The organism is Streptomyces sp. GDS52 (genome assembly GCF_052246875.1).
Lineage (GTDB): Bacteria > Actinomycetota > Actinomycetes > Streptomycetales > Streptomycetaceae > Streptomyces > Streptomyces cathayae.
Genome location: NZ_CM125966.1, coordinates 4,070,846 through 4,091,527, shown reverse-complemented (window position 1 = coordinate 4,091,527; position 20,682 = coordinate 4,070,846). Strand labels below are relative to the sequence as shown.

Below are 20,682 nucleotides of genomic sequence, written 5' to 3'. Positions count from 1 at the left end.
ACGACCCGGTGGACGGGCAGACTCGAGGTATGGGAACCGATCTTCACGAGCTGCTGAGGTCACTGCGGGTGTGGGACCCGGAGGTCACCGATCTGCCGGAACTGGACCGGGCCGCCGCCCCCGCCGAGCCGCTGCCGCTGTTCACCCGGTGGTTCGCCGAGGCGGTGGCGGCCGGCCAGCCCGAACCGCACACCATGTCGCTGGCCACGGCGGACGCCGGGGGCCTGCCCGACGTACGGATCGTGATGCTGCACGGCGCGGACGCGGACGGCTGGTCCTTCGCGTCCCACGCCCACAGCCGCAAGGGCGGTCACCTCGCCGCCCGCCCGTATGCCGCGCTGGTCTTCTACTGGTCGGTGCTGGGCCGCCAGGTCCGGGTCCGCGGGCCCGTCGACACCGCTCCGGCCGAGGAGGCGCAGGCCGATCTGCACGCCCGTTCGACCGGGGCGCTGGCCGCCGCGCTGACCGGCCGCCAGAGCGAGGTCCTCGGCTCGCCCGAGGAGCTGGCCCGCGCCTCGGAGGCCGCCTGGGAGCGGGCCCGGCGGGAGCAGGACGCCCCGGCACCGTCCTGGACCCTGTACCGCCTGCGCCCGGACGAGGTGGAGTTCTTCCAGGGCGACGCCCTCCGCCGCCACACCCGGCTGCGCTACCGCCGCTCGTCCGGGCAGGACTGGACACGGGAACTGCTCTGGCCGTGAGGTGCGGGGCGGGCGCGCGACGGAGTGCCGTGGGGCCTTCGACGGGTCTTCGGCGACTCTTCGGCGGCCCTTCGGCGGGCCTTCAGTGGGCCTTCGGCGGGGCCGGTTCCGGGTCCGTGGCGAGGCGGGCGTGCAGGTGGGAGTCGCGGAAGGCGTCGTGGCGGCCCTCCGCGAACATCGCCTCGCGCAGGGTCCCCTCGGGAAGGAACCCGCACCGTTCGGCGATCCGGCAGGACACCTCGTGTTCGGCCGCGTGGTCCAGTTCGAGCCGGTGCAGGCCGAGTTCGGTGAGCGCCCACCGCGCGGTGAGCAGCAGCGCCCGGGTGGCCACGCCCCGGCGGCGGGCCTCGGGCAGCACCCAGTAGCCGACCATGCCCAGCCCCTGCACCGGCCGGACGTCGTTGACACCGATGTGCCCCAGGGGCGTACCGGTGTCCGCGTCGGCGATCCGGAAGGACACGGTCGTGCCGTCCTCGGTCCACTGCGCCCTCCTGCGCAGCGTCTCCCGGGCGCCCTCGACGTCCGTGACCGGCCGGAGCGGGGTGTTCCAGCGGGTGAACTCCGGGTCCGTGGTGCCGCGCAGCCACACCTCGGCGTCGGACCGGGACGCCGGGTCCCAGGGGCGCAGGTGCAGGCCGTGGCCGTGGAGTTCGGGGAGGGACCGCGAGGAGCGCGGGTGCGTATGTGTATCAGCCATACGGGTCATTCAAACCTGCACGACCGGCCGGGACACCGGAATTTCTCGTGCCCGGTTCCGCCCCCGCCCCTCCAGACGTGATCAATCCGCAACCAATTTCGGTCTTGACCGATACCCATCAACCTGATGCGTGATTACGCTCGCGCTCATGGCCGATTCCACCACGCCCCCGAACCCCGCCGCACCACCCCGGGAGGACCGCCCCGTCTACGTCGTCGGCGGTGGTCCCGGCGGACTCGCCGTCGCGTACTCGCTGCGTGCCCGGGGCGTGCGGGCCGTCGTCCTGGAACGGTCCGAGCACGTGGGATCGTCCTGGCGGCGCCACTACGACCGGCTGCGCCTGCACACCACACGGCGCCTGTCCGCGCTGCCCGGTCTGCCGATACCGCGCCGGTTCGGGCAGTGGGTGACCCGGGACGACATGGTGCGGTACCTGGAGAAGTACGCCGAGCACCACCGCCTCGAGATCGTCACCGGTGTCGAGGTCTCCCGTGTCGAGCGCACCGCCGACGACACGGGCTGGCTGCTGCGCGCCACCGGGGGCCGCGAGCTGACCGGCGCCGCGGTCGTGATCGCCACCGGCTTCAACCACACGCCCCGCCTGCCCGAGTGGCCCGGCCGGGAGACCCACACCGGCGAGTTCCTGCACGCGTCCGAGTACCGCAACGCCGAACCCTTCGCCGGCCGGGACGTCCTCGTCGCGGGGATCGGCAACACGGGCGCGGAGATCGCCGTCGACCTGGTGGAGGGCGGCGCCTCCCGGGTACGGCTGTCGGTCCGTACCGTGCCGCACATCGTGCGGCGCTCGACCGCGGGCTGGCCCGCCCAGCACTCGGCCGTCCTGGTGCGTCGGCTGCCGGTCGGGTTCGTGGACCGGCTCTCCCGGGCGCAGGCCAGGGTGGCACTGCCCGACCTCTCGGCCCAGGGCCTTCCGCGCCCCGACAAGGGCCTCTACAGCAGGGTGCTGGAGGGCGCCATCCCCGTACAGGACGTCGGGCTGGTCGACGCCGTACGGCGGGGCAGGGTGGAGATCGTGGCCGCCGTGGCGGGGTTCGAGGACGGCAAGGTCGCCCTCGCCGACGGCACCCGGGTCGACCCCGACGCGGTGATCGCGGCCACCGGGTACGCCCGCGGACTGGAGGGGCTCGTCGGCCACCTCGGCGTCCTCGACGACCGGGGCAGACCGGTGGCCCGCGGCGCCGGCACCCCGCCCCACGCGCCCGGCCTGTACTTCACCGGCTTCACCAACCCCATCAGCGGCAACCTCCGCGAGCTGGCCATCGACGCGGAGAAGATAGCCAAGGCGGTGACCCGCCACGGGGCACCGGGGCTCTCCCGACTCCCCCGATGACTTCCGCTCATCGACTCGCCCCGATCCGACCGATTCTGACGCCTTGTCAGCTCGGCGGCCCGGTCGTGCCGTCGCGGCACCGGCCGGGACCGGAGGAGGACCCGGCCGAAGACGACCGGGCCGCAGCGCTCGCGGCACGGAGCGAGGACGGGCGGAGCAAGGGCGGGCGGAGCGAGGGCGGAACGGGCGAACGGCCGTAACGGCCGGAAGCCGGGCACCGTGCGCCTCCTCGGGATCCTCCACCGGACAGATCACGGTGACGAGTTCGCCGAGGGGGCGGCCCCGCCGGAGCGGCCCGGCGATCCGGACTCCGCGGCGGCACCCTGTGCACACTGTCGCCGCCGCCACGAAAGAAAAGTTATCCACAGCCTGTGGAGGAGTCGGCCACCACCCTCCAGGGCTCCTGGGCTCCAGAACTCCGCGACTCCGCGATCCTGATCCGGCCGCGGCACACGGCGACAGCGGTGCGGTGCCGCTCGGTCCCGAGCGCGGCGGCACCGCACCGCCTTCCGGCTCCGGCGCTCCCTCCCCAAGTCCCCTCACCACAAAGGGGACCGACGCCGCAGCCGCGACCCACACTCGCCGAGGACTCCCGTCGTCGAAGCCCTCGCCGTCCCCTCGCAGCGAATCGCTGACGAACAGAGTGATCAAGCGGTCACGGCACGTCAATGCCGATTCGTGGCCTTAGGGGTGATCCTGCGCCATATGCCCGGTTATTCGTCACCGCGCACGGAAGCACACCCGGCGCACCGGCTCACACTCCGGCCGGCGAGACCGGCTCCCCGTGCATCCGTGCACCGGCACGCCGGCACGACCGCACGTCCACCCGGCGGCCCCACGCGTGCCCTACACCGCCTCGTACGCGACTCCACCACAGGCCGGGGCGGGCTCCTGCGCGGCCGCGCCGCGGTCCAGTTCGCACCAGATGCGCTTGCCGGTGCCGTCGGCACTCCACCCCCAGCGGTCCGCCAGGCCGTCGACGAGGGCGAGCCCGCGCCCACCGGTCGCGTCGCCGTCCACACAGCGCGGCACCGGCACCCTGCTGCTCCGGTCGGCCACCTCCAGACGGACGGTGGCCTCCCCTGCCTCCACATCCGTCAGGGACAGTCTCAGTACGGCCGGACAGCCGGTGTGCACGACGGCGTTGGTGACAAGCTCCGAGACGAGAAGGACCAGCGTCTCGGACAGCGGCTCGTCGGCCTCTATACCCGACCCGGCCAGCCGTGAGCGGGTCCACTGCCGGGCTCGCCCCACCTCAGCGGGGTCGGGCCGGATCTCCAGTTGCACTTGAAGCACCTGCACCGCTCACACCATCCGAACCGGCGGACACTTGGACTCGCGCCTCACGAGGGCCACGATCGTAGCCATTCTCTGCATGGCCAGAACAGCGGCCGGGACAGGGATCACGGAACGTGAGTCCCTTACGGGACAGCATGGTTGACGTACAGTCACGTCAACAAGCGCTTCGGGCATATTCCAGCGCGAAGGAGTACGCGTACGGCATACTGTGCGACGCCCGCCCCGGCCGGCCGAACAGGCGGTGGCGGCAGGCCTGGTCGCACGGCGAACAGTGGCAGACGGCGACATGTCCGGGGCCGCCCCGGAGGCGACTCCCGTGCTGTGCGTGCTCACGACCACTCGCATCCCACACAAGGTACCGGAGCGGGCAGCCGACTCCGGGCCGTGACGAGTCACGCAGAGGACACAACACGGTACCGACGCTCCGTGACCTCACCGCGCCACGATCCGCGACATTCGAGCGGGAGCATTCCAGGACATCGCAGACGGGGGGCGGGGCGGGCCGTTCCGGCGAGCGGTTCCACAACGGACGAACCCTCACGCTCTGTCACCGATCCCGCACGCCGCGTCCGCACCCAGGCGTTTTGGCGGGCGGCCGGGCCGCCGCACTGTCCGCGGGGCCGGCGGTGACGGCCGTCCCGCGGGCGGCGGCGCGGACACTCTCCGCGCGGGCCGTCCTCCCTGCGCACCGGTCGGGCCCCCACCGGGAGGGGCCCGACCGGCCGCGGCCGAACCGTTCACGGCTCCGGGCGTGTTGCGCCGTCGGCTCGCGCCCGGAGCCGTGGGGACCCGTCCTACTCGGGGACGGTGAAGTAGCGGGCGAAGCCCCGTACGATCTCTTCCTCGCCGATCCTGCCGTCACCGTCCGTGTCCAGCGTGGCGGCAGCGGATCCGGCGAGCGCATCGGGGACGCCGAGCGCCCTCAGGACGCGGGCGATCTCCGCCACGCCGACCGCGCCGTCGCCGTCCGGGCCGGCCAGGGCGAGGGTCGCGCGCAGGAAGGGCCGGGCGATCTCGGCGAACCGGTCCGGGTTGTCCCGCAGCCGCTTCACCGCGCCGGTCACGAATTCCGCGCGGGTGATGCGCTGGTCGCCGTCGTGGTCCGCGATGCCCGCCATGCCCTGCCAGAAGGCCTCGGCGCCGCCGTACAGGGCCTGGCCCTTGTCGGAGCGGGCCCGCGTGCCGAACTCGGCGAGCAGCGCCTTGGCCGCTCCGCTGAAGTCCTCGCGGTCGATGTAACCGTTGCCGTCCTGGTCGAAGGTGGCGAACCGGGCCGCGATCCGGCGCTCGTACTCGCTGGTGACCATGTTTCTTTCAGGCCGCCTTACTCAGAGGGTCGTCTCGCTCGGAGGGTACGTCGTGCGAGGCGGCTTCATGAATTCGGAAACGGTGCTTGCACCAAGAACGGGAGAATTCCAGGACAACCATGTGACACACGGCACCTTTCGTGGTATGCGCGGTGCGCAGGGTGTTCGTGGTGCGCGTGTGCCCGAGGTCCGTCGCGCGCGCCGCCCCGAGGGCCCGCGGTCGGCTCAGGCCGACAGCGGGCGGGAGCTCCCGTCCACCGCGGACGGGACGTCCGGGTGCACGTCGAAGAGTCGGCGGACACCGAGCGCGCCCAGGACCCGGTTGACGTGACTGCCGTCGGCGGCCCCGTGCGCGGGCAGGATCAACCGCAGACTGCCCTGGCAGGAACGCAGCAGCCGGCGGGTGGCTATGAGCACCCCGACGCCGCTGGAGTCGCAGAACCACACCTCGGAGAGATCGAGGACGAGGCGGTGTCTGCCGTCGGCCACCGCGTCGTGCACCCGCTGACGCAGCACCGGCGACGTCACCAGGTCCAGTTCGCCCGACACCCGGAGCACGGCCCACTCGCCCTGCTGCCCGTCGGTCACTTTGAAGGCCACCACCACGCCCTTCGCTCGCCGAAACGGAAGAAACACCTACGCTTCCTTGCAGCGCGGCTGCCCACCGGCCGTGCCCTGAAACGCGAGCGGAGAAACCGTTACCGAACAGTAAAGGCTTGTTTCAGTCGACTTCGGTCCCATTCGACAAGTTCAGATCCAGTCCAGTCAGTTCCGATCGGCGAGCAGCTGGGTAGGCGCACCCGGGACGGCATCCGATGTGCCCGTGGGTGGCTCCCTACCACCTGCGGCTCGGCAGGGGGCGCACATTGCCGTAAAGGGGCGTGCGTTCTCCGACGTGCCGACTACATTCATGGAGTCGGTGGGCACACGATTCATGGAGTCGGTGGCACACGCCGGCCCGGGCACGACCGGCCCGGGGTTCCGGGGAGGAGCAGGGGTGAAGAGGGCCGCATGACGAAAAGCGACGTACCGCCTCACTGGGACCGCACGATGCAGCAGCGGCTCGCCCGCGGGGAGGCCGCGGCACTCGGTGAGTTCTACGACCGGTTCGCCTCCCTCGTGCACGGCCTCGCCCATCGCGTCCTCGGCGACGAGCACGCCGCCGACGGCATCACCCGCGAGGTCTTCGCCCACGTCTGGGAGCAGCCGGACACCTACGACCCCCGGCGGGGCCCGCTGCGCACCTGGGTCGCCGAGCTGACCCACCGACTGGCCGTCGAGCGGCTGCGCGCCACCAGGACGGCGGCGCTCGCCCACAGCACCCACGGCTCCCCCGGCGACGCCGAGGAGCTGGAGCGCCAGGTGCGCCACGCCTCGGTGGCCGCCCGCGCGGACTACATCGTGCACGCCATGCCGGTACCGCTGCGGGCCGCACTGGAGCAGGCGTACTTCCAGCGCCGCGACTACCACCAGACCGCAGCCGACCTCGGCGTCACCGAGGACGAGGCCCGTCGCCGCCTCCGACTGGGCCTGCAACTGCTGGCCACGGCTCACGACACCGAGACGGCACAGTTGGACGCCCCGCCCGGCATCGGGGGTGCGGCGTGAACGACGACCGTCCCGAGCCGTCCGACGACACCACCGCCACCGCCGCCGCCGCGGGGACACCCACGGCCCCGGGAAACGGGGCGGACGGTACGCGTGAGGACGGCGGACCGCCCCGGCCGGCACCGGCGTCGCAACCGGCCGAGCCGCTGGTGCTGGAGCACCGGGTGCTGAAGTCACTGCTGGGCGCGTGGGCGCTGGCCGCCTGCGCGCCGGAGGAGACGGCGGCCGTCGAGGAGCACCTCGGCGACTGCGGGGCCTGCGCCGACGAGGCGCTGCGCCTGCGCGACGCGGTCGGGCTGCTGCAGCGCCCCGAGAACCTCGATCTGAACCCGGGGCTGCGCACCCGCGTCCTGGAGTCCTGCCTCAAGCGGCGCCCGCCGCGCATCCCCGTACCCGACTGGGCCGCCGCCTACGACGCCGAGACGGCCCGGCTGGACGCACTGCTCCAGGACTTCGGCGACACCGAGTGGCACGCACCCGTGCGGCTGCGCTGGTACGAGGCCGACGAGGCGACCACCCGCCGCACCACGGTCGCCGGGGTCATCGCGCATCTGCTGACCGTCGACGGCCTGGTCGCGGTCGCCCTCGGGCTGGACGACCCGCTCGGCGGCCTGCCGGCCGAGCGGCCCACCCCGTCGGCCCGCACCGAGGCGTACTGGAGTGCCTCCCCTTCCCCGCCCACCCGCTCGGTACGAACGCCCTGGCGTGCGCAGACCCACGACCTGGTGCGGACCGTGTCCTTCACGGGCAGCCGGGCCGGGCGGATGGCGGTGTCGTACGGCGACTTCGAGCTGCCGCTGCACGACGCGATGCTGGACCGCGCCTTCGAGTGCTGGGTGCACGCGGAGGACATCGCCGAGGCGGTGGACTATCCGTACGATCCGCCCACCGGACGGCATCTGCACCGCATGGTCGACCTGGCCGCGCGGATGCTGCCGTCCGTCCTGGAGGCGCGCCGCCGCTCCGGGCCGGACGCGCCCGGCGGGCGGCGGCTGGTCGCGGCCGGTGCGCCGGGGCGGAGCCTGCGGCTGGAGATCGAGGGGTCCGGTGGCGGGGAGTGGCTGATCCCGCTGGACTCCCCCGCCGCCCGGGGCTCCGCCGAGCACGAGGTGGCCCACATCGCCCTCGACGGTTCGGAGTTCTGCCGTCTGGCGGCAGGCCACGTGCCCCCGCGGGAGGCGGCCGCCGGGCAGGTCGGCGACAAGGAGGCGATCAGTGAGGTCCTCCTGGCGGCGGCCTCACTGAGCAGGATGTAGCAGGAGGCGGCAGGGCCCGCCGGCCCTTCCGGACGGAGCACGAGGCCCCGGGTCCGGACGGCCGGCGGTTCGGGCGAGGGCCACCGCCCGCAGGCGAGGACCACCGTCCTCAGGCGAAGACCACCGTCCGCCGCCCGTTCAGCAGGATGCGGCGTTCCGCGTGCCACTTCACCGCGCGCGCCAGCGCCTGGCACTCCACGTCGCGGCCGACGGCGACGAGCTGGTCCGGGGTGACACCGTGCCCCACCCGCTCGACCTCCTGCTCGATGATCGGGCCCTCGTCGAGGTCGGCGGTGACGTAGTGCGCGGTGGCGCCGATCAGCTTCACTCCCCGGGCGTGCGCCTGGTGGTACGGCTTCGCGCCCTTGAAGCTCGGCAGGAAGGAGTGGTGGATGTTGATGATCCGCCCGGAGAGCTGCTTGCACAGGTCGTCCGAGAGGACCTGCATGTAGCGGGCGAGCACGACGAGTTCGACGTCCTCCTCGCGCACGATCTCCAGCAGCTTCGCCTCGGCCTCCGCCTTGGTGTCCTTCGTCACCGGCAGGTGGTGGAAGGGGATGTTGTACGAGGCCACCAGCTCCGCGAAGTCGGTGTGGTTGGACACCACTCCGGCGATCTCCACCGGCAGCGCGCCGATCTGGGCGCGGAAGAGCAGGTCGTTCAGGCAGTGGCCGAACTTGCTGACCATCAGGAGGACGCGCATCTTCTCGTCGGCCCGGTTGATCTGCCAGTCCATCCGGAACGCGTCACCGATCGCCGCGAAACTCGCCCGCAGCTTGTCCAGGGTCACCGGTGCGTCGGCGGAGAAGTGGACCCGCATGAAGAACAGGTCGGTGTCGTGGTCGCCGAACTGCTGGCTGTCCTCGATGTTGCAACCGGTCATGAACAGATAGCTCGACACGGCGTGCACGATGCCCTGCTTGTCGGGGCAGGACAAGGTCAGGACGTACTGGTCGGCCGGGGTCTCTGTTCGAATGGGCTGCTCACTCATGCGGAAAAGGGTCCCACACGCGGATCACGGACGAGGAGCCGTCCCGTTACGCGGACCGCGTAAGGATGTGCAGCGCCTCGAGGGTCCGCGGCGCGGTGTCGGGATCCTCCCCGTCGCTCACCGCCAGCCGCACGTGCGCGTCCCGCGCGGCCCGTACCGCGTCCGGCCATCCCTCGTGCGCGAGGTAGGCGGTGACCGGTGCGTCCGGACCGACCTGGTGCATGATCCGCAGCACCCGCAGCACCGCGGTGTCGACGAGCGCCGCCTCCTGGGAGTCGCGGAAGATCGTGCCGACGTACTTCTCGGCGGACCAGTTGTCCAGCCAGGTGTCCTCGACCAGCCGGTAGACCGCGTCGGTGACGTCACCGTAGCCGTCCACCCCGGCCAGCCAGACGCCCTGCTGGAACCCGGGGTCGGAGAGCATGTGCAGCGCGGAGCGCACATTGCTGCGCCAGCGCCACCATGGCATGTCGTTGAGTGGCATGCCGCCCATGGTGGAGGAGCGACGGCCGCGGCGGGAAGAGTTCTCCGAACCTTGCACGGTCATCGATCGTACGTTTCCTTTCCCCGGAGGCCACACCGCCCCCTTAATTCACTTCCGCGTCACCACGCGTCGACCATGGGTCACCCCCGGGTTGGCGATGTGAGGGAATCGTGCGTGAGCATGACCGGCAGTCGCTTTCGCAGCAGTCCCCTCTCCCGCCACCGCTCCCGGCCGTTCAGAGCCGGCGTCATCACCACGGGCGCGCTGGCGGCGATGACGCTCGCCGCCGGCTGCGGGGTCGTCCCCGGCATCTCGGCGGCCGACGACCCGATCACCGTCATGACCTGGGCGCCCGAGGAGACCAAGGCCACCAACAAGCCAGGCATGCCCGCTTTCGCCCGCGCCTACGCCAGCTGGGTGAACTCCGAGGGCGGCATCAACGGCCGCAAGCTCAACGTCCTCACCTGCAACGAGCGCAACGACAGTGTGGCCGCCGCGCGGTGCGCCCGGACCGCGGTCAAGGAGAACGCCGTCGCGGTCGTCGGCTCGTACAGCCAGCACGCCGACGCCTTCATGCCCGCCCTCGAGGGGGCCGGCATCCCGTACATCGGCGGCTACGGCATCACCACCGACGAGTTCACCAGCCCACTGTCCTACCCCGTCAACGGCGGCCAGCCGGCGCTGCTGGCCGGTCTCGGCCGCGCCCTCGCCGACTCCTGCGGGCCGGTCACCCTGATCCGGCCGGACACCATCGCGGGCGACCAGCTGCCCCCGCTGCTCAACTCGGGCCTGTCCGCCGGCGGCCATGAGCCGACCGCGGACCAGCGGGCGGAGGAGGAGGCCACCGAGTACGAGGGACAGTCGAAACAGGCTCTGGAGACCAGCACCACCGACCCGGAGGCCCCGGGCTGTGTGGTGCCCGCGCTCGGGGACCGCACCGGCACCTTCATGGACTCCTTCCGGCGGGCCCGCGCCGACTACCCCGACGTGCGCACCGCGACCGTGATGGGCAGCGTCGACCAGACGACGATCAACACGTCCGGCGGCTCGTCGAGCCCGTACGAGGGCTCGTACGTGACCGGCTGGTACCCGGCGTCGAGCGACGCGCTCTGGGACCCGATGAAGGACGTCATCAAGAAGGAGGCGTTCGGCGACAACCGGATCGACCCCGCCGACACCGGGGTGCAGACCACCTGGATCGCCTACACGGTGCTGAAGCAGGTCCTCGAGTCGCTCGGCGACGGCGAGGTGAGCTCGAGCAGCGTGACCCGGACCCTGAACAAGGGGCTGAAGGTCGAGACGGGCGGGCTCACCCCCACCCTGCGCTGGCAGTTCCAGGACAAGCTGGCCGCCGTCGGCTTCCCGCGGCTGGTCAACGCCAACGTGACACTGCAAAAGGTCAAGGACGGGCGGCTGGTGGCCTGCAGCGAGGGCTTCATCGACGTGACGGACACCCTGCACAAAGCCGACGTGGTGTGACGGCGCGGGGGCGACGCGGTGTGACGCGCGCGGGGGACGCGTCGAGGACCGGGCGGGGTGCGGAGGGGCGGGGTGCGGACGGAGGCCGTCCGACCGGTTCGGCCCTCTCCGTTGCTCCTCCGCCGCCCTCGCTGCCCCGCCGCTCTCGCCGCCTCCGCCGTCAGAAACCGGTCACAGCTGGGTCGGCTGCCGCTCGGTCAGGCCGTGCTGCCGGGCGATCGTGTTCCACAGCGCGGCCGCCTTGGTCTTCTCCTCCGTCGCGGTGCCGCTGGCCCGGTTGCCCTCCTGGGTCTGACCCGTCGTGCGGGCCTGGCCCTTCTTGCAGCCCTTCTTGCCCGCCACCTGGTCGGCCCAGGCCGCGTAGTGGTCGTCGGCCGACGCCGAGGCCTGCCACGCCTTGGTGAGGGCGGTGCTCAGTGCCTGGTGGTCGGGCAGCTTGTCCACCTCGATGCCGGAGAGGTCGGTGACCAGCTGGTTGCGCTGGTCGGCCGCGTCCCGCAGGTCCTTGGCCGCCTGGTCGAGATTGCGGCAGGCCTTCACGTCGGCCACCGCGTTGATCACGGCGGTCCGGCTGTCGCCGCTGACGGCCAGCAGCTTGTCCAGCTCCTCGGCCTGCTGCCGGACCGGATCGACGGTGGGGGATGCCTCGGCCTCGGCCTCGGGTTCCTCGCTCGCGGGGGCGGTGGCGGAGACGGGCTGCTTCTTGCCGCTGTCGTCCCCGCTGCCGAGCAGCGCGCCCGCGCCGATGCCCAGGACGACGAGACCGACACCGACCGCCGCGATGAGCGGCACCCTCGACCCCGTACCGCCGCTCCGGCCGCCGCCGTCGCCCCCACGGGCGGCCCGCCGGCCGCCACCCCCGCCCCGGCCGGGCGGGGCGGGGACAGGGGTGGGGGCGGGCTGCGGATACTCGAAGCGGGGGAGCTGCTGGGTGGAGCCGACCGCGCCCGGGTCGTCGCCCGCGCCGCGGAAGAGATTGTCGAACTCGGCGGGCGGCTGCCGGTTCCCGTCCTCGGCCGGAACACCGTACGGCGCCGCGCCCGGCGCTCCTCCGGGCCGGTCGGTCACCGGGGCCATGAACTGGGTCGCCTCGGCGTCGGGGTTGCCGGCGGGCGGCGGCCCGCCGTCCGCGCCCTGCGCGGGCAGGCCCGGGTACCGGGCCGCCCCGGCGTCGTGTGCGGCGGGCATCTCGGGGGGCAGCGCCCCCGGGCCCACCGGGGGTATGTACTGCGTCGCAGCCTCGTCCACGGGGGCGGCGGGCACCGGCGGCAGGAACTGGGTGGCTCCCTCCGACCCGTCGGGCAGCGCTCCCGCGGCGGCGGAGCCGTACGCGTCGACGGCGGGAACGCCGTAGGAGAAACCGTCCTGCGGCTGCAGCGGGGCGGACGGGTCGTACGAGGCGGGGGCGCCGTACACCGGGGCCTGCCCGCCCTCGGGCGGCAGCGGCCCCGGACCGTGCTGCCCCTGGCCGGGCCCGCTCGCGGCCGGGCCCTGCGCACCCCAGGGGGCCGGTTCCTGCGGGCTCCACTGCTGCGCGGGCGGGGACTGCCAGCCCTGACCCTGCGTCGGGGCCGGCGGCTGCTCCTCCGGTCCCCAGGGCGTCCCCCAGGTCTGGCCGCCGGACGGCGCCGAGGCGGGCGCCGGCCCGCCCGTACCCCCCGGAGCGACCGGACCGGCCGGCCCGCCCGGCAGCAGGGGCGCGCCACCGTCGGAGGGCAGCACGATGCCTTCGCGCGCGGGGCGCGCCGAGGGCTCCTCGCCCTGTCCACTCTGCGTCACCGGGACTCCTACACATGGGGGACCTTGTGAATCGTCGGCTCACGCTACCGGGTCCCCGGAGCCCGGTGCCACGCAGCACGGGGCCTTCGCTCCCGCCCTGTGACCGCAGTAACAGAACCAGGTCGCCCCACGCTGTTTCCGTCCCCTCCTTCACCTCCGCCCCGCGTCAACTCCGCGTCGGCCTCCCGTTCACCGCCGATGCCCGCCCCGTTCGTCCACGGGCACCGCCACCGCGCGTACGAGTACTGGTACATCCACCAGTACTCGGGCCCCAGCCCCTGCTCCTGTTCATGCCCCTGTTCACGCCGCGGCCGGGAGGGCGACGCGGGCGCCGAACTCCCGTACCACCGGCTCCTCCTGATACGGCTCCAGTCTCTGCCGGAAGTCCTCCAGGTACTCGGCACCGCGGTTCGACCTGAGTCCGTCGAGCAGTTCCACCGCCTTCAGGCCCGTGCTGCAGGCCTGCTCGACCTCCCGCTGCTGCACCTGCGCGGTGGCCAGCAGCACGTAGCCGATCGCCCGGCGCCGCGCCCGGGACTCCGGATGCCCGGCCAGGGCCTCGAGCGCGCACCGCGCGGCCGCCTCGGCCTGCCCCAGGTCCCGGTGGCAGTGCGCCAGCTCGTCGGCCAGATAGGCCTCGTCGAAGTGTGCGATCCACACGGGGTCGTCCCCCGACGCCGGATCGGCCGCCTCCATGGCACTGATCGCGTGCCCGGCCGCGATCTGCGCGGCGTGCGCGTCACCCATCAGCGCGTGCCCGCGCGCCTCCGCCGCGCGGAACATGGACTGCGCGCGGGGTGTCGCCCGGCCCCGCGCGCCCTCCTGCGCGGCACGCGCCAACTGCGCGATCTCCCGCGGGTTTCCGAGTTCCGCGGCCAGATGGCTCATGGAGGCGGCGAGCACGTACCCGCCGTAGCCGCGATCGCCGGCCGCCTGGGCCAGCCGCAGCGCCTGGATGTAGTAGCGCTGGGCGAGGCCCGGTTGCCCGGTGTCGATCGCCATGTATCCGGCGAGTTCGGTCAGTCGGGCGACCGCCGCGAACAACTCCCGCCCCACGGCCTCCCGGTACGACCCCGCGAGCAGCCCCGAGACGACGCTGTTGAGGTAGTGCACGACGACCGGACGCACATGCCCGCTGCCGTACTGGTGGTCCAGGTCCACCAGGGCCTGCGTCATCGACCGCACGGCCGCCACGTCGGACCGCCCGACCCGCGGCCCGACCGAGCGCGCCACCTGCGGGTCGGGGGCGGAGATCAGCCAGTCCCGGCTCGGCTCCACCAGGGCGGACGAGGCGACGGAGGAGCCGGACAGGAAGTCCCGCCGGCCCACGTCACTGCGCCACAGCTCGCAGACCTGCTCGATGGCCCCCAGGACCGTCGGCGAGAACTGGAGACCGACGCCCGACGCGAGGTTCTTGCCGTTGGCCATGCCGATCTCGTCGATGGTGACCGTGCGGCCCAGTTTGCGTCCGAGCGCCTCCGCGATGATCGCCGGCGCCCGGCCCCGCGGCTGCTGTCCGCGGAGCCAACGGGCCACCGACGTCTTGTCGTAGCGCAGGTCGAGGCCGTGTTCGGCACCGCACAGGTTGACCCTGCGGGCCAGCCCGGCGTTGGAGCACCCGGCTTCCTGGATGAGCGCCTGCAGTCGTTCGTTCGGCTGCCGCGCGACGAGAGGCCTTGCGGCCATGGCATACCCCCTGTGGCTGCGGTGCCTGCCCGCGCACCGAGTTGACGTGTCTTCCGCGGCCGGAGACCCGGCATCTCCTGACAACTCCTCTCGACCAGGAGCAAAAGTTCCGGCCCTGAAGATCAATGCCCCGTCGAGGTGCCGAAGATGCGAGGCATGTACGGATTGCCGGGGTGACGGTCGACGGCTGCCCCGCCCGGCGGCCCACTCCTGGCTACCCACCCGGGGACGTGGATCCCCTTGCGCGCCCCCGCGGATGCACCCATGCGCCCCGGGCGCGGAGCCAGTGCTCCTCCCCCGCGCATGGACCCGGGCGTAACCCCTGGTGACGGACGTAGTTGTGTTCGTCGTGGAAGAGACGATCCCGGGCACCGGCGCCGGACACATCCCGAAGCAGCGCGGAGAGACCCTGCTGGAGACCGCGGTGCGTTATACCGAGGAGCGGCACTGGGACGTGTTCGCGGGCACCTGGCTGGAGGCCGTCGACGGGGTGCACCGCTGCTCGTGCGGCGTCGCGAAGTGCCCGGCACCCGGCGCGCACCCGACGCGCTCGGACTGGGCGGCCCAGGCGACCGGCAGTGCGACCACCGTGCGCCGCATGTGGCAGATGTGGCCGACGGCCTCGATCCTGATCCCCACCGGCCACGCCTTCGACACGATCTCCGTCCCCGAGACGGCCGGGTTCCTGGCGCTGGCCCGGATGGAGCGGATGGAACTGACGCTCGGTCCGGTGACCCTGAGCCCGGCCGGACGCATGGAGTTCTTCGTGCTCCCCGGTGCCTCGGCGAAGGTGCCGGGTCTGATCCGCTCCCTGGGCTGGTCGCTGTCCCCGCTCGATCTGAGCGTGCGGGGCGAGGGTGCGTACGTGGCGGCGCCGCCCACGCGGTTCGGGTCCAGGGGGGCCGTGCAGTGGGCCAGCAGGCCGACCCCGGCGAACCGCTGGCTGCCGGACGCGACGGAACTGATCTCCCCTCTCGCCTACGCCTGCGGCCGCGACCGGCAGGACCGGCAGGACCGGCAGGACCTCAAGAACCGGCCGGGCCGGTAGATCCGGTAGATCCGGTAGATCCGGTAGATCCGGTGGGGCCCGCGGGAGCTCCGGGGCAGACCGGGCTCGCCCGGATCTCGGTCTTCGGCGGCACGGTGGCGGCGACCGTGCCGTGCGCACCGGTCGTCGCGCTCACGGTCGGGCCGAACGCCGTGCGCACCGGTCGTCGCGCTCAGGATCGGGCTGAACGTGAGTGCGGGCCGAGCGGGTCCGTCGCGGCTGCTGCTCCCGGTGGGCACGGTGTGCGACGCCGCCCTCGGCCTGCCCGGTCTCCGGCTCGCCGCCCCGGGCACGGCCCGCCGCCTCCCGGAGATCCTCGCCGCGGCCGGCAAGGGCTGAGCACCCCGGGCAGGCGGCGGGGGCGGCCGGGCTCAGTCGGCCCGGAGGGTGGCCAGGAACGGCTCGATCGCCGCCCGCCAGGCCTCCGGCTGGTCGTAGTGGACCAGGTGGCCGGCGTCGGCCACCTCCGCGTACCGGCCGCGGGGCAGGACGCGGACCATCTCCTGGGCCTCCGCGCGCCCCAGCTCGCCGTCGAGGCCCCGGACCACCAGGGTGGGGCACCGCACCTGGGCCAGCTCCTCCCAGTGCGCGTTGTAGACCCAGGTCTCGCGGGAGCGGAGCATCTGGTCCGGGTCGAAGACCGGCCGCCACCCGTCGGAGGACTCGGCCATCACCTCGGCGTAGAACTCACCGCGGGCCGGGTTCGGCCGCTCCACCCAGGGGTCGTCCTCGCCGAACCACTTGCGTACGTCGGCGAGCGTGGCGAACGGGAGGGGCCAGGCGGTGAACCACTGGGCCCACTCGCGCTGCGAGGCGGCCCCGAGCGCGGAGGCCCGCATGTCGCAGATGATCACCCCGCGCACCAGGTCCGGCCGCTTGGCGGCCAGCTGCCAGGCGGTCAGCGCGCCCATCGCGTGGCCGATGAGGACGGTCGGGCCGAGCCCCAGCTGCTCCAGGGCGGCCTCGGTGTCGTCGACATAGGCGTCCCGGGTGAACGAGGCCTGTGCGGGCTTGTCGCTGCGGCCGTGGCCACGCTGGTCGAGGGCGACGGCCCGGTACCGCTCGGAGAGCCAGCGGGCGGTGGACGCCCAGTGCGAGGCCCGTCCCATGAGTCCGTGCAACAGCAGCACGCCCGTGTTCCCGGCGGCGTGCTCCGCCGGGTCGCCGGCGCCCTTGGGGGGATCGCCGAACTCCCAGGCGGCGAGCCGTACGCCGTCCGCCCCCGTCACGTCGATGCGTCGCGCCATCGTGTTGGCACCCCCCAAGCTCGCTGCCTGCCGTGCTGCTTGCCCTGCCTGCTGTTGCCGCCCCACACAGGTTATCGAATGCGCTTTCGAGAACCCCGTTCCCGTCGCCAACACCCCTCGATCGAGTGACATCCCTCGAGGATTGATCGCCGGAGCCGAGGGGAGATCTTCAGCGGGGGGCGAACCGCTCGGGGAAAACGGTTCGAGGGAAATGACCCTGGGAGCTCGGGGCTCCGGGTCAGCACCGGGGAGGGCAGGCCCCGGCGCCGCACGGCGCCGGGGCCCCTCGCGTACGCACGGCACATCCTCCGCCCCTCCCCGGCCGGGCGACATCGTGCCGGGCCCGGCCAAGAGCCCCTCGCGTCATATGCCTCACGCGACAGCCTCGCACGTGAACCCGGTGAGCGCTGCACTTCGGCGCAGTGGATCTCGGATTCGGCGCGATCGCGCCGGAACCCCAACTCCCTACCGGAACAGACGAGTTGGGGTTCGAGCCGGTGATGCGGCGAGGGACGACGAGGCGATGCGGCGACAGGCCCCCGGTCCTAGGGCTTGGCGACGAACACGTGGGAGGCGACGTCCCTCTCCAGTTCGGCCGCCTCGCCGCCGCTGCCCACCAGCACACCGCCCGCCGACTCCGTCACACTGACCACCGATCCGGGCTGCACGCCCGCGCGGCGCAGCGTGTACATCAGCTGCGCGTCCGTCTGGATCGGCTCGCCGATCCGGCGCACCACGACCGTCTTGCCCTCGGCCCCCGGGTCGAGATCGGCCAGGGAGACCATGCCCTCGTCCAGGAACGGGACGGCGCCGTCCTTCTCGCCCAGCTCCTCCAGGCCCGGGATCGGGTTGCCGTAGGGCGACTCGGTCGGGTGCCGCAGCAGCTCCAGCACGCGACGCTCGACGGCCTCGCTCATCACGTGCTCCCAGCGGCAGGCCTCGGCGTGCACCTGCTCCCACTCCAGGCCGATCACGTCGACGAGCAGACACTCGGCGAGGCGGTGCTTGCGCATCACCCGGGTGGCCAGCCGGCGGCCCTCGTCCGTCAGCTCCAGATGCCGGTCGCTGGCGACGGACACCAGGCCGTCACGCTCCATCCGGGCCACCGTCTGGCTGACCGTCGGCCCGCTCTGGTCGAGCCGCTCGGCGATCCGGGCGCGCATGGGCACCACGCCTTCCTCCTCCAGCTCGAGGATGGTGCGGAGATACATCTCCGTGGTGTCGATCAGTCCGGACATACATGCCCCTCGATGAGATCTGCGATTGGCTCTGCCGGAGGCTGGACGGCTCACCGGCGCATGTGCTGGCCCTGGACTCAATTCTGACCCATCGCGCCGACAACCGGGGCACGCCGTGGAAACGCCGGGCGTTCGCCGGGCGGTACGGGCTGCCAGGGGGTCCGCCCGGGCCCCTGCCGCCCTGTTGACACGGCACTGGTCCGGACCGCACGGTGATCCGCAGCAGCCCACCCCGAAGGGATGGTCCTCCATGAGCGACCGTACGCCGGCCGACCGGTTCCTCGACGCCGCGATCGACCTGCTGCACCGGGTCCGCGACGAGGAGGCCGACTCCGTGGCGGCCGCGGGCGCCCTGCTCGCGGACACGGTCGCGGACGGCGGACGCCTCTTCGCCTTCGGCGCCGGCCACTCCTCGCTCGCCGCGCAGGACGTCGTCTACCGTGCGGGCGGACTCGCCCTGATGAACCTGCTCGCCGTCCCGGGGGTCGTCGGCGTCGACGTGATGCCGGCCACCCTCGGCTCCGCCCTCGAACGCGTCGACGGCCTCGCGAGCGCCGTGCTCGACGCGTCACCGGCCCGCGCGGGCGACGCCCTGGTGATCGTCTCCCTGTCCGGGCGCAACGCGCTCCCGGTGGAGATGGCCGTGAACGCCCGCGCCCTGGGCATGAAGGTCATCGGTGTGACCTCGGTGGCGTACGCGGCACAGACGACGTCCCGGCACGTGTCGGGGACGTACCTGAAGGACCACTGCGACCTCGTCCTGGACTCCAAGATCGCGGTCGGCGACGCGGAACTCACCCTGGACAACGTCCCCGCCCCCTTCGCCCCCGCCTCCACGGTCGTCACCACGGCCCTGCTCCAGGCGGTCGTGGCCACCGCCGCCGCCGCCCTGGCCGACCGGGGCATCGAGCCCCCGCTCCTGCGCTCCGGCAACGTCGACGGCGGCCACGACTGGAACGGCCGCGTCATGGACCAATACGCCGACCGGATCTTCTACCGGCGCTGAGAACCCGCCGTCGCCCCGGGCGCCCGGTCGCTCCCGCCGCTCCGGTCATTCCCGCCGCCCGGTGGCCCCCGCCAGGTCCAGGGCCGTGGCGATGCGTGCGGCCACGTCCTCCGCGTACATCGCGTCGGAGCGTTCGAACGCGTTCCGGCCCGGGCCGCGCAGGAACGTCACGGCACCCAGCGTCCGGCCGCGGCTGCGCAGCACCGTGCACAGGGCGTGTGCCGCGTCCGCCGGCCACTGCCGGGACACCGCCCACACCCGTGCCTCCTCCGCCGGCACCGCCCCCGCGTCGGCCCGCACCGAGCCGGCCCGCTCCACGCACTGCAGCGCCGGATGCCCCTCGCGGTACCGCACCGGCAGCCCCGCCCGCCCGGCCAGTCTGCTCGGCCCCGGCGCCCCGGAGGGGGTGGCCGCGATCCGCACCAGCCGGACCCGCCCGGCGCCCTCCCCCTCGCCCGCCGTCCCGTCGGGCCCCCGGTCGGCCACCCGGTCGATCAGCGCGTGGTCGGCGAATCCGGCCAGCGCGAAGTCCAGGTGGACGGTGACCGCCTCCGCCGGGTCCTCGCACTCGGCCGCCGCCCGCGCCGCCCGGTGCAGCTGCTGTGCGCGGAACCGCAGCAGCGAGGCCTCCTGCTCGCCCTGCCGGGACTCGGTCACGTCCTGGAACAGCCAGCCCACGCCGAGCGGCACCGGCTCCTCCGCCAGCGGCGACGACAGCCGCACGAATCCGCACCGCCAGCAGCGCCGCCGTTCGCCCTCCGGTTCCCGCACGCTCACCCAGATGTCGGCGGGCGCGGGCGGGGCGCCCTCGGCCAGCACATGGGTGAGCGCGCTCTCCAGCTCCTCCACCCCCTGCGACAGCAGCTCCCCGAGCGGCCGCCCCAGCACCGACCCGCGTCCCGTGCCGAGCGCGCGGGCCGCGTGCGGGTTCACCACGGCGGGCCGCAGATCGGCGTCGACGAGCACGACGCCCCAGCTCGCGTCCTCCAGCAGCGCCTCGCTCAGCGCGATCGACCGCTCCAGGTCGATCTGCGCGTGCACCTCGCTGAACGCGCAGTACACGCCCGCCGGCTTCCCGTCCGGCCCGCGCACGGCCGCGGACTGCGTCCGCACCAGCACCCGGCCGCCGTCCTTCGTCAGCAGTGCGAACTCGTGCACCTGCCGGCCCGGCGCGCTCATGGCCGACATCAGCCGCGCCTCCACCTCCGCGGCGTCGGCGCCGCGCACCGCCCATCCGGCGAACCCCGGCCGGCCCACCGCCTCGGCCGCGGTCCAGCCGAGGACGCGCTCCGCCTCCCGGTTCCAGTGCGTCACCACCCCGTCCGCGTCGAGGGCGCACAGGGCGGCGTCCATGCCGTCCAGCAACGCGGCCAGCAGATCGGACCCGGCCGGGTTCTCCCGCCCGGGCTCGTCGGGCCCCAGCTCGTCGGTGGCCCCACTACGCCGGGAAGCGCTCACCTGGACCCCCTGCAGGCTGTGTCCGCATGTACGGCACATCGGTCGGCTCA

At 73.3% G+C, this 20,682-nt stretch carries 19 protein-coding genes; 8 read left to right on the top strand and 11 right to left on the bottom strand.

Features of this window, described 5'->3' with window-relative positions; translation table 11 throughout:
• The first annotated feature begins 29 nt into the window (after positions 1-29).
• The gene (locus tag ACTWJ9_RS18735; RefSeq protein ID WP_387041462.1) at positions 30-698 is read left to right on the top strand and encodes a pyridoxine/pyridoxamine 5'-phosphate oxidase; all 669 of its coding nucleotides are present in this window, start codon (positions 30-32) and stop codon (positions 696-698) included.
• Positions 699-780: 82 nt separating this feature from the next.
• Here the strand turns inward: ACTWJ9_RS18735 and ACTWJ9_RS18730 are convergent, their stop codons facing one another.
• Positions 781-1,395: a GNAT family N-acetyltransferase gene (locus tag ACTWJ9_RS18730; RefSeq protein ID WP_279335381.1), complete on the bottom strand. Its 615-nt coding sequence runs from the start codon at positions 1,393-1,395 to the stop codon at positions 781-783.
• 148 nt (positions 1,396-1,543) lie between these two features.
• Between ACTWJ9_RS18730 and ACTWJ9_RS18725 the strand changes: the two genes are divergently transcribed.
• Positions 1,544-2,746: a flavin-containing monooxygenase gene (locus ACTWJ9_RS18725; RefSeq protein WP_443294463.1), complete on the top strand. Its 1,203-nt coding sequence runs from the start codon at positions 1,544-1,546 to the stop codon at positions 2,744-2,746.
• An 846-nt stretch (positions 2,747-3,592) separates the two neighbouring features.
• On the opposite strand, the gene ACTWJ9_RS18720 is transcribed toward ACTWJ9_RS18725, so the two are convergent.
• From ACTWJ9_RS18720 to ACTWJ9_RS18710, 3 genes are all read right to left on the bottom strand, one after another.
• Positions 3,593-4,033 (bottom strand): ATP-binding protein, encoded by a 441-nt coding sequence (locus ACTWJ9_RS18720; RefSeq protein WP_387041470.1) that lies wholly within the window; start codon positions 4,031-4,033, stop codon positions 3,593-3,595.
• Positions 4,034-4,839: 806 nt separating this feature from the next.
• A complete protein-coding gene (locus ACTWJ9_RS18715; RefSeq protein ID WP_279335379.1) occupies positions 4,840-5,352 on the bottom strand; it encodes an EF-hand domain-containing protein in 513 nt (170 codons plus the stop codon).
• Between the two features lie 225 nt (positions 5,353-5,577).
• A complete protein-coding gene (locus ACTWJ9_RS18710; RefSeq protein WP_279338015.1) occupies positions 5,578-5,958 on the bottom strand; it encodes an STAS domain-containing protein in 381 nt (126 codons plus the stop codon).
• 405 nt (positions 5,959-6,363) lie between these two features.
• Between ACTWJ9_RS18710 and ACTWJ9_RS18705 the strand changes: the two genes are divergently transcribed.
• Together ACTWJ9_RS18705 and ACTWJ9_RS18700 are read left to right on the top strand one after the other, a co-directional pair.
• Positions 6,364-6,960, top strand: a complete 597-nt coding sequence (locus ACTWJ9_RS18705; RefSeq protein WP_279335378.1) for a sigma-70 family RNA polymerase sigma factor — start codon at positions 6,364-6,366, stop codon at positions 6,958-6,960.
• On the top strand, positions 6,957-8,216 hold the full coding sequence (locus ACTWJ9_RS18700; protein ID WP_279335377.1) for a maleylpyruvate isomerase N-terminal domain-containing protein: 1,260 nt from the start codon (positions 6,957-6,959) through the stop codon (positions 8,214-8,216). The genes ACTWJ9_RS18705 and ACTWJ9_RS18700 overlap by 4 nt, the downstream gene beginning before the upstream one ends.
• 109 nt (positions 8,217-8,325) lie before the next feature.
• On the opposite strand, the gene purU is transcribed toward ACTWJ9_RS18700, so the two are convergent.
• Both purU and ACTWJ9_RS18690 read right to left on the bottom strand, forming a co-directional pair.
• A complete protein-coding gene (gene purU / locus ACTWJ9_RS18695; protein ID WP_279335376.1) occupies positions 8,326-9,207 on the bottom strand; it encodes a formyltetrahydrofolate deformylase in 882 nt (293 codons plus the stop codon).
• Between the two features lie 46 nt (positions 9,208-9,253).
• Positions 9,254-9,754 (bottom strand): SCO4402 family protein, encoded by a 501-nt coding sequence (locus ACTWJ9_RS18690; RefSeq protein WP_279335375.1) that lies wholly within the window; start codon positions 9,752-9,754, stop codon positions 9,254-9,256.
• A gap of 117 nt (positions 9,755-9,871) precedes the next feature.
• Here ACTWJ9_RS18690 and ACTWJ9_RS18685 point away from each other — a divergent pair, with 117 nt between their 5' ends.
• Positions 9,872-11,170, top strand: a complete 1,299-nt coding sequence (locus ACTWJ9_RS18685; RefSeq protein ID WP_443294462.1) for an ABC transporter substrate-binding protein — start codon at positions 9,872-9,874, stop codon at positions 11,168-11,170.
• 171 nt (positions 11,171-11,341) lie between these two features.
• On the opposite strand, the gene ACTWJ9_RS18680 is transcribed toward ACTWJ9_RS18685, so the two are convergent.
• Together ACTWJ9_RS18680 and ACTWJ9_RS18675 are read right to left on the bottom strand one after the other, a co-directional pair.
• Positions 11,342-12,949: a hypothetical protein gene (locus tag ACTWJ9_RS18680; RefSeq protein ID WP_443294461.1), complete on the bottom strand. Its 1,608-nt coding sequence runs from the start codon at positions 12,947-12,949 to the stop codon at positions 11,342-11,344.
• A gap of 300 nt (positions 12,950-13,249) precedes the next feature.
• The gene (locus ACTWJ9_RS18675) at positions 13,250-14,635 is read right to left on the bottom strand and encodes a transcriptional regulator (RefSeq protein WP_279335372.1); all 1,386 of its coding nucleotides are present in this window, start codon (positions 14,633-14,635) and stop codon (positions 13,250-13,252) included.
• A 340-nt stretch (positions 14,636-14,975) separates the two neighbouring features.
• On the opposite strand from ACTWJ9_RS18675, the gene ACTWJ9_RS18670 reads away from it, so the two are divergent.
• A complete protein-coding gene (locus tag ACTWJ9_RS18670; protein ID WP_279335371.1) occupies positions 14,976-15,683 on the top strand; it encodes a bifunctional DNA primase/polymerase in 708 nt (235 codons plus the stop codon).
• Between the two features lie 189 nt (positions 15,684-15,872).
• A complete protein-coding gene (locus ACTWJ9_RS18665; RefSeq protein ID WP_443294460.1) occupies positions 15,873-16,022 on the top strand; it encodes a hypothetical protein in 150 nt (49 codons plus the stop codon).
• Positions 16,023-16,054: 32 nt separating this feature from the next.
• On the opposite strand, the gene ACTWJ9_RS18660 is transcribed toward ACTWJ9_RS18665, so the two are convergent.
• Together ACTWJ9_RS18660 and ACTWJ9_RS18655 are read right to left on the bottom strand one after the other, a co-directional pair.
• Positions 16,055-16,930, bottom strand: coding sequence for an alpha/beta fold hydrolase (locus ACTWJ9_RS18660; RefSeq protein WP_279335370.1), 876 nt, complete (start codon positions 16,928-16,930; stop codon positions 16,055-16,057).
• Between the two features lie 545 nt (positions 16,931-17,475).
• The gene (locus ACTWJ9_RS18655; protein ID WP_279335369.1) at positions 17,476-18,168 is read right to left on the bottom strand and encodes a metal-dependent transcriptional regulator; all 693 of its coding nucleotides are present in this window, start codon (positions 18,166-18,168) and stop codon (positions 17,476-17,478) included.
• 250 nt (positions 18,169-18,418) lie between these two features.
• On the opposite strand from ACTWJ9_RS18655, the gene ACTWJ9_RS18650 reads away from it, so the two are divergent.
• A complete protein-coding gene (locus ACTWJ9_RS18650) occupies positions 18,419-19,174 on the top strand; it encodes an SIS domain-containing protein (RefSeq protein ID WP_443294459.1) in 756 nt (251 codons plus the stop codon).
• A gap of 45 nt (positions 19,175-19,219) precedes the next feature.
• Here ACTWJ9_RS18650 and ACTWJ9_RS18645 read toward each other — a convergent pair whose 3' ends face one another.
• Positions 19,220-20,671, bottom strand: coding sequence for a PAS domain-containing protein (locus tag ACTWJ9_RS18645; protein ID WP_387035565.1), 1,452 nt, complete (start codon positions 20,669-20,671; stop codon positions 19,220-19,222).
• Positions 20,672-20,682 lie beyond the last annotated feature (11 nt).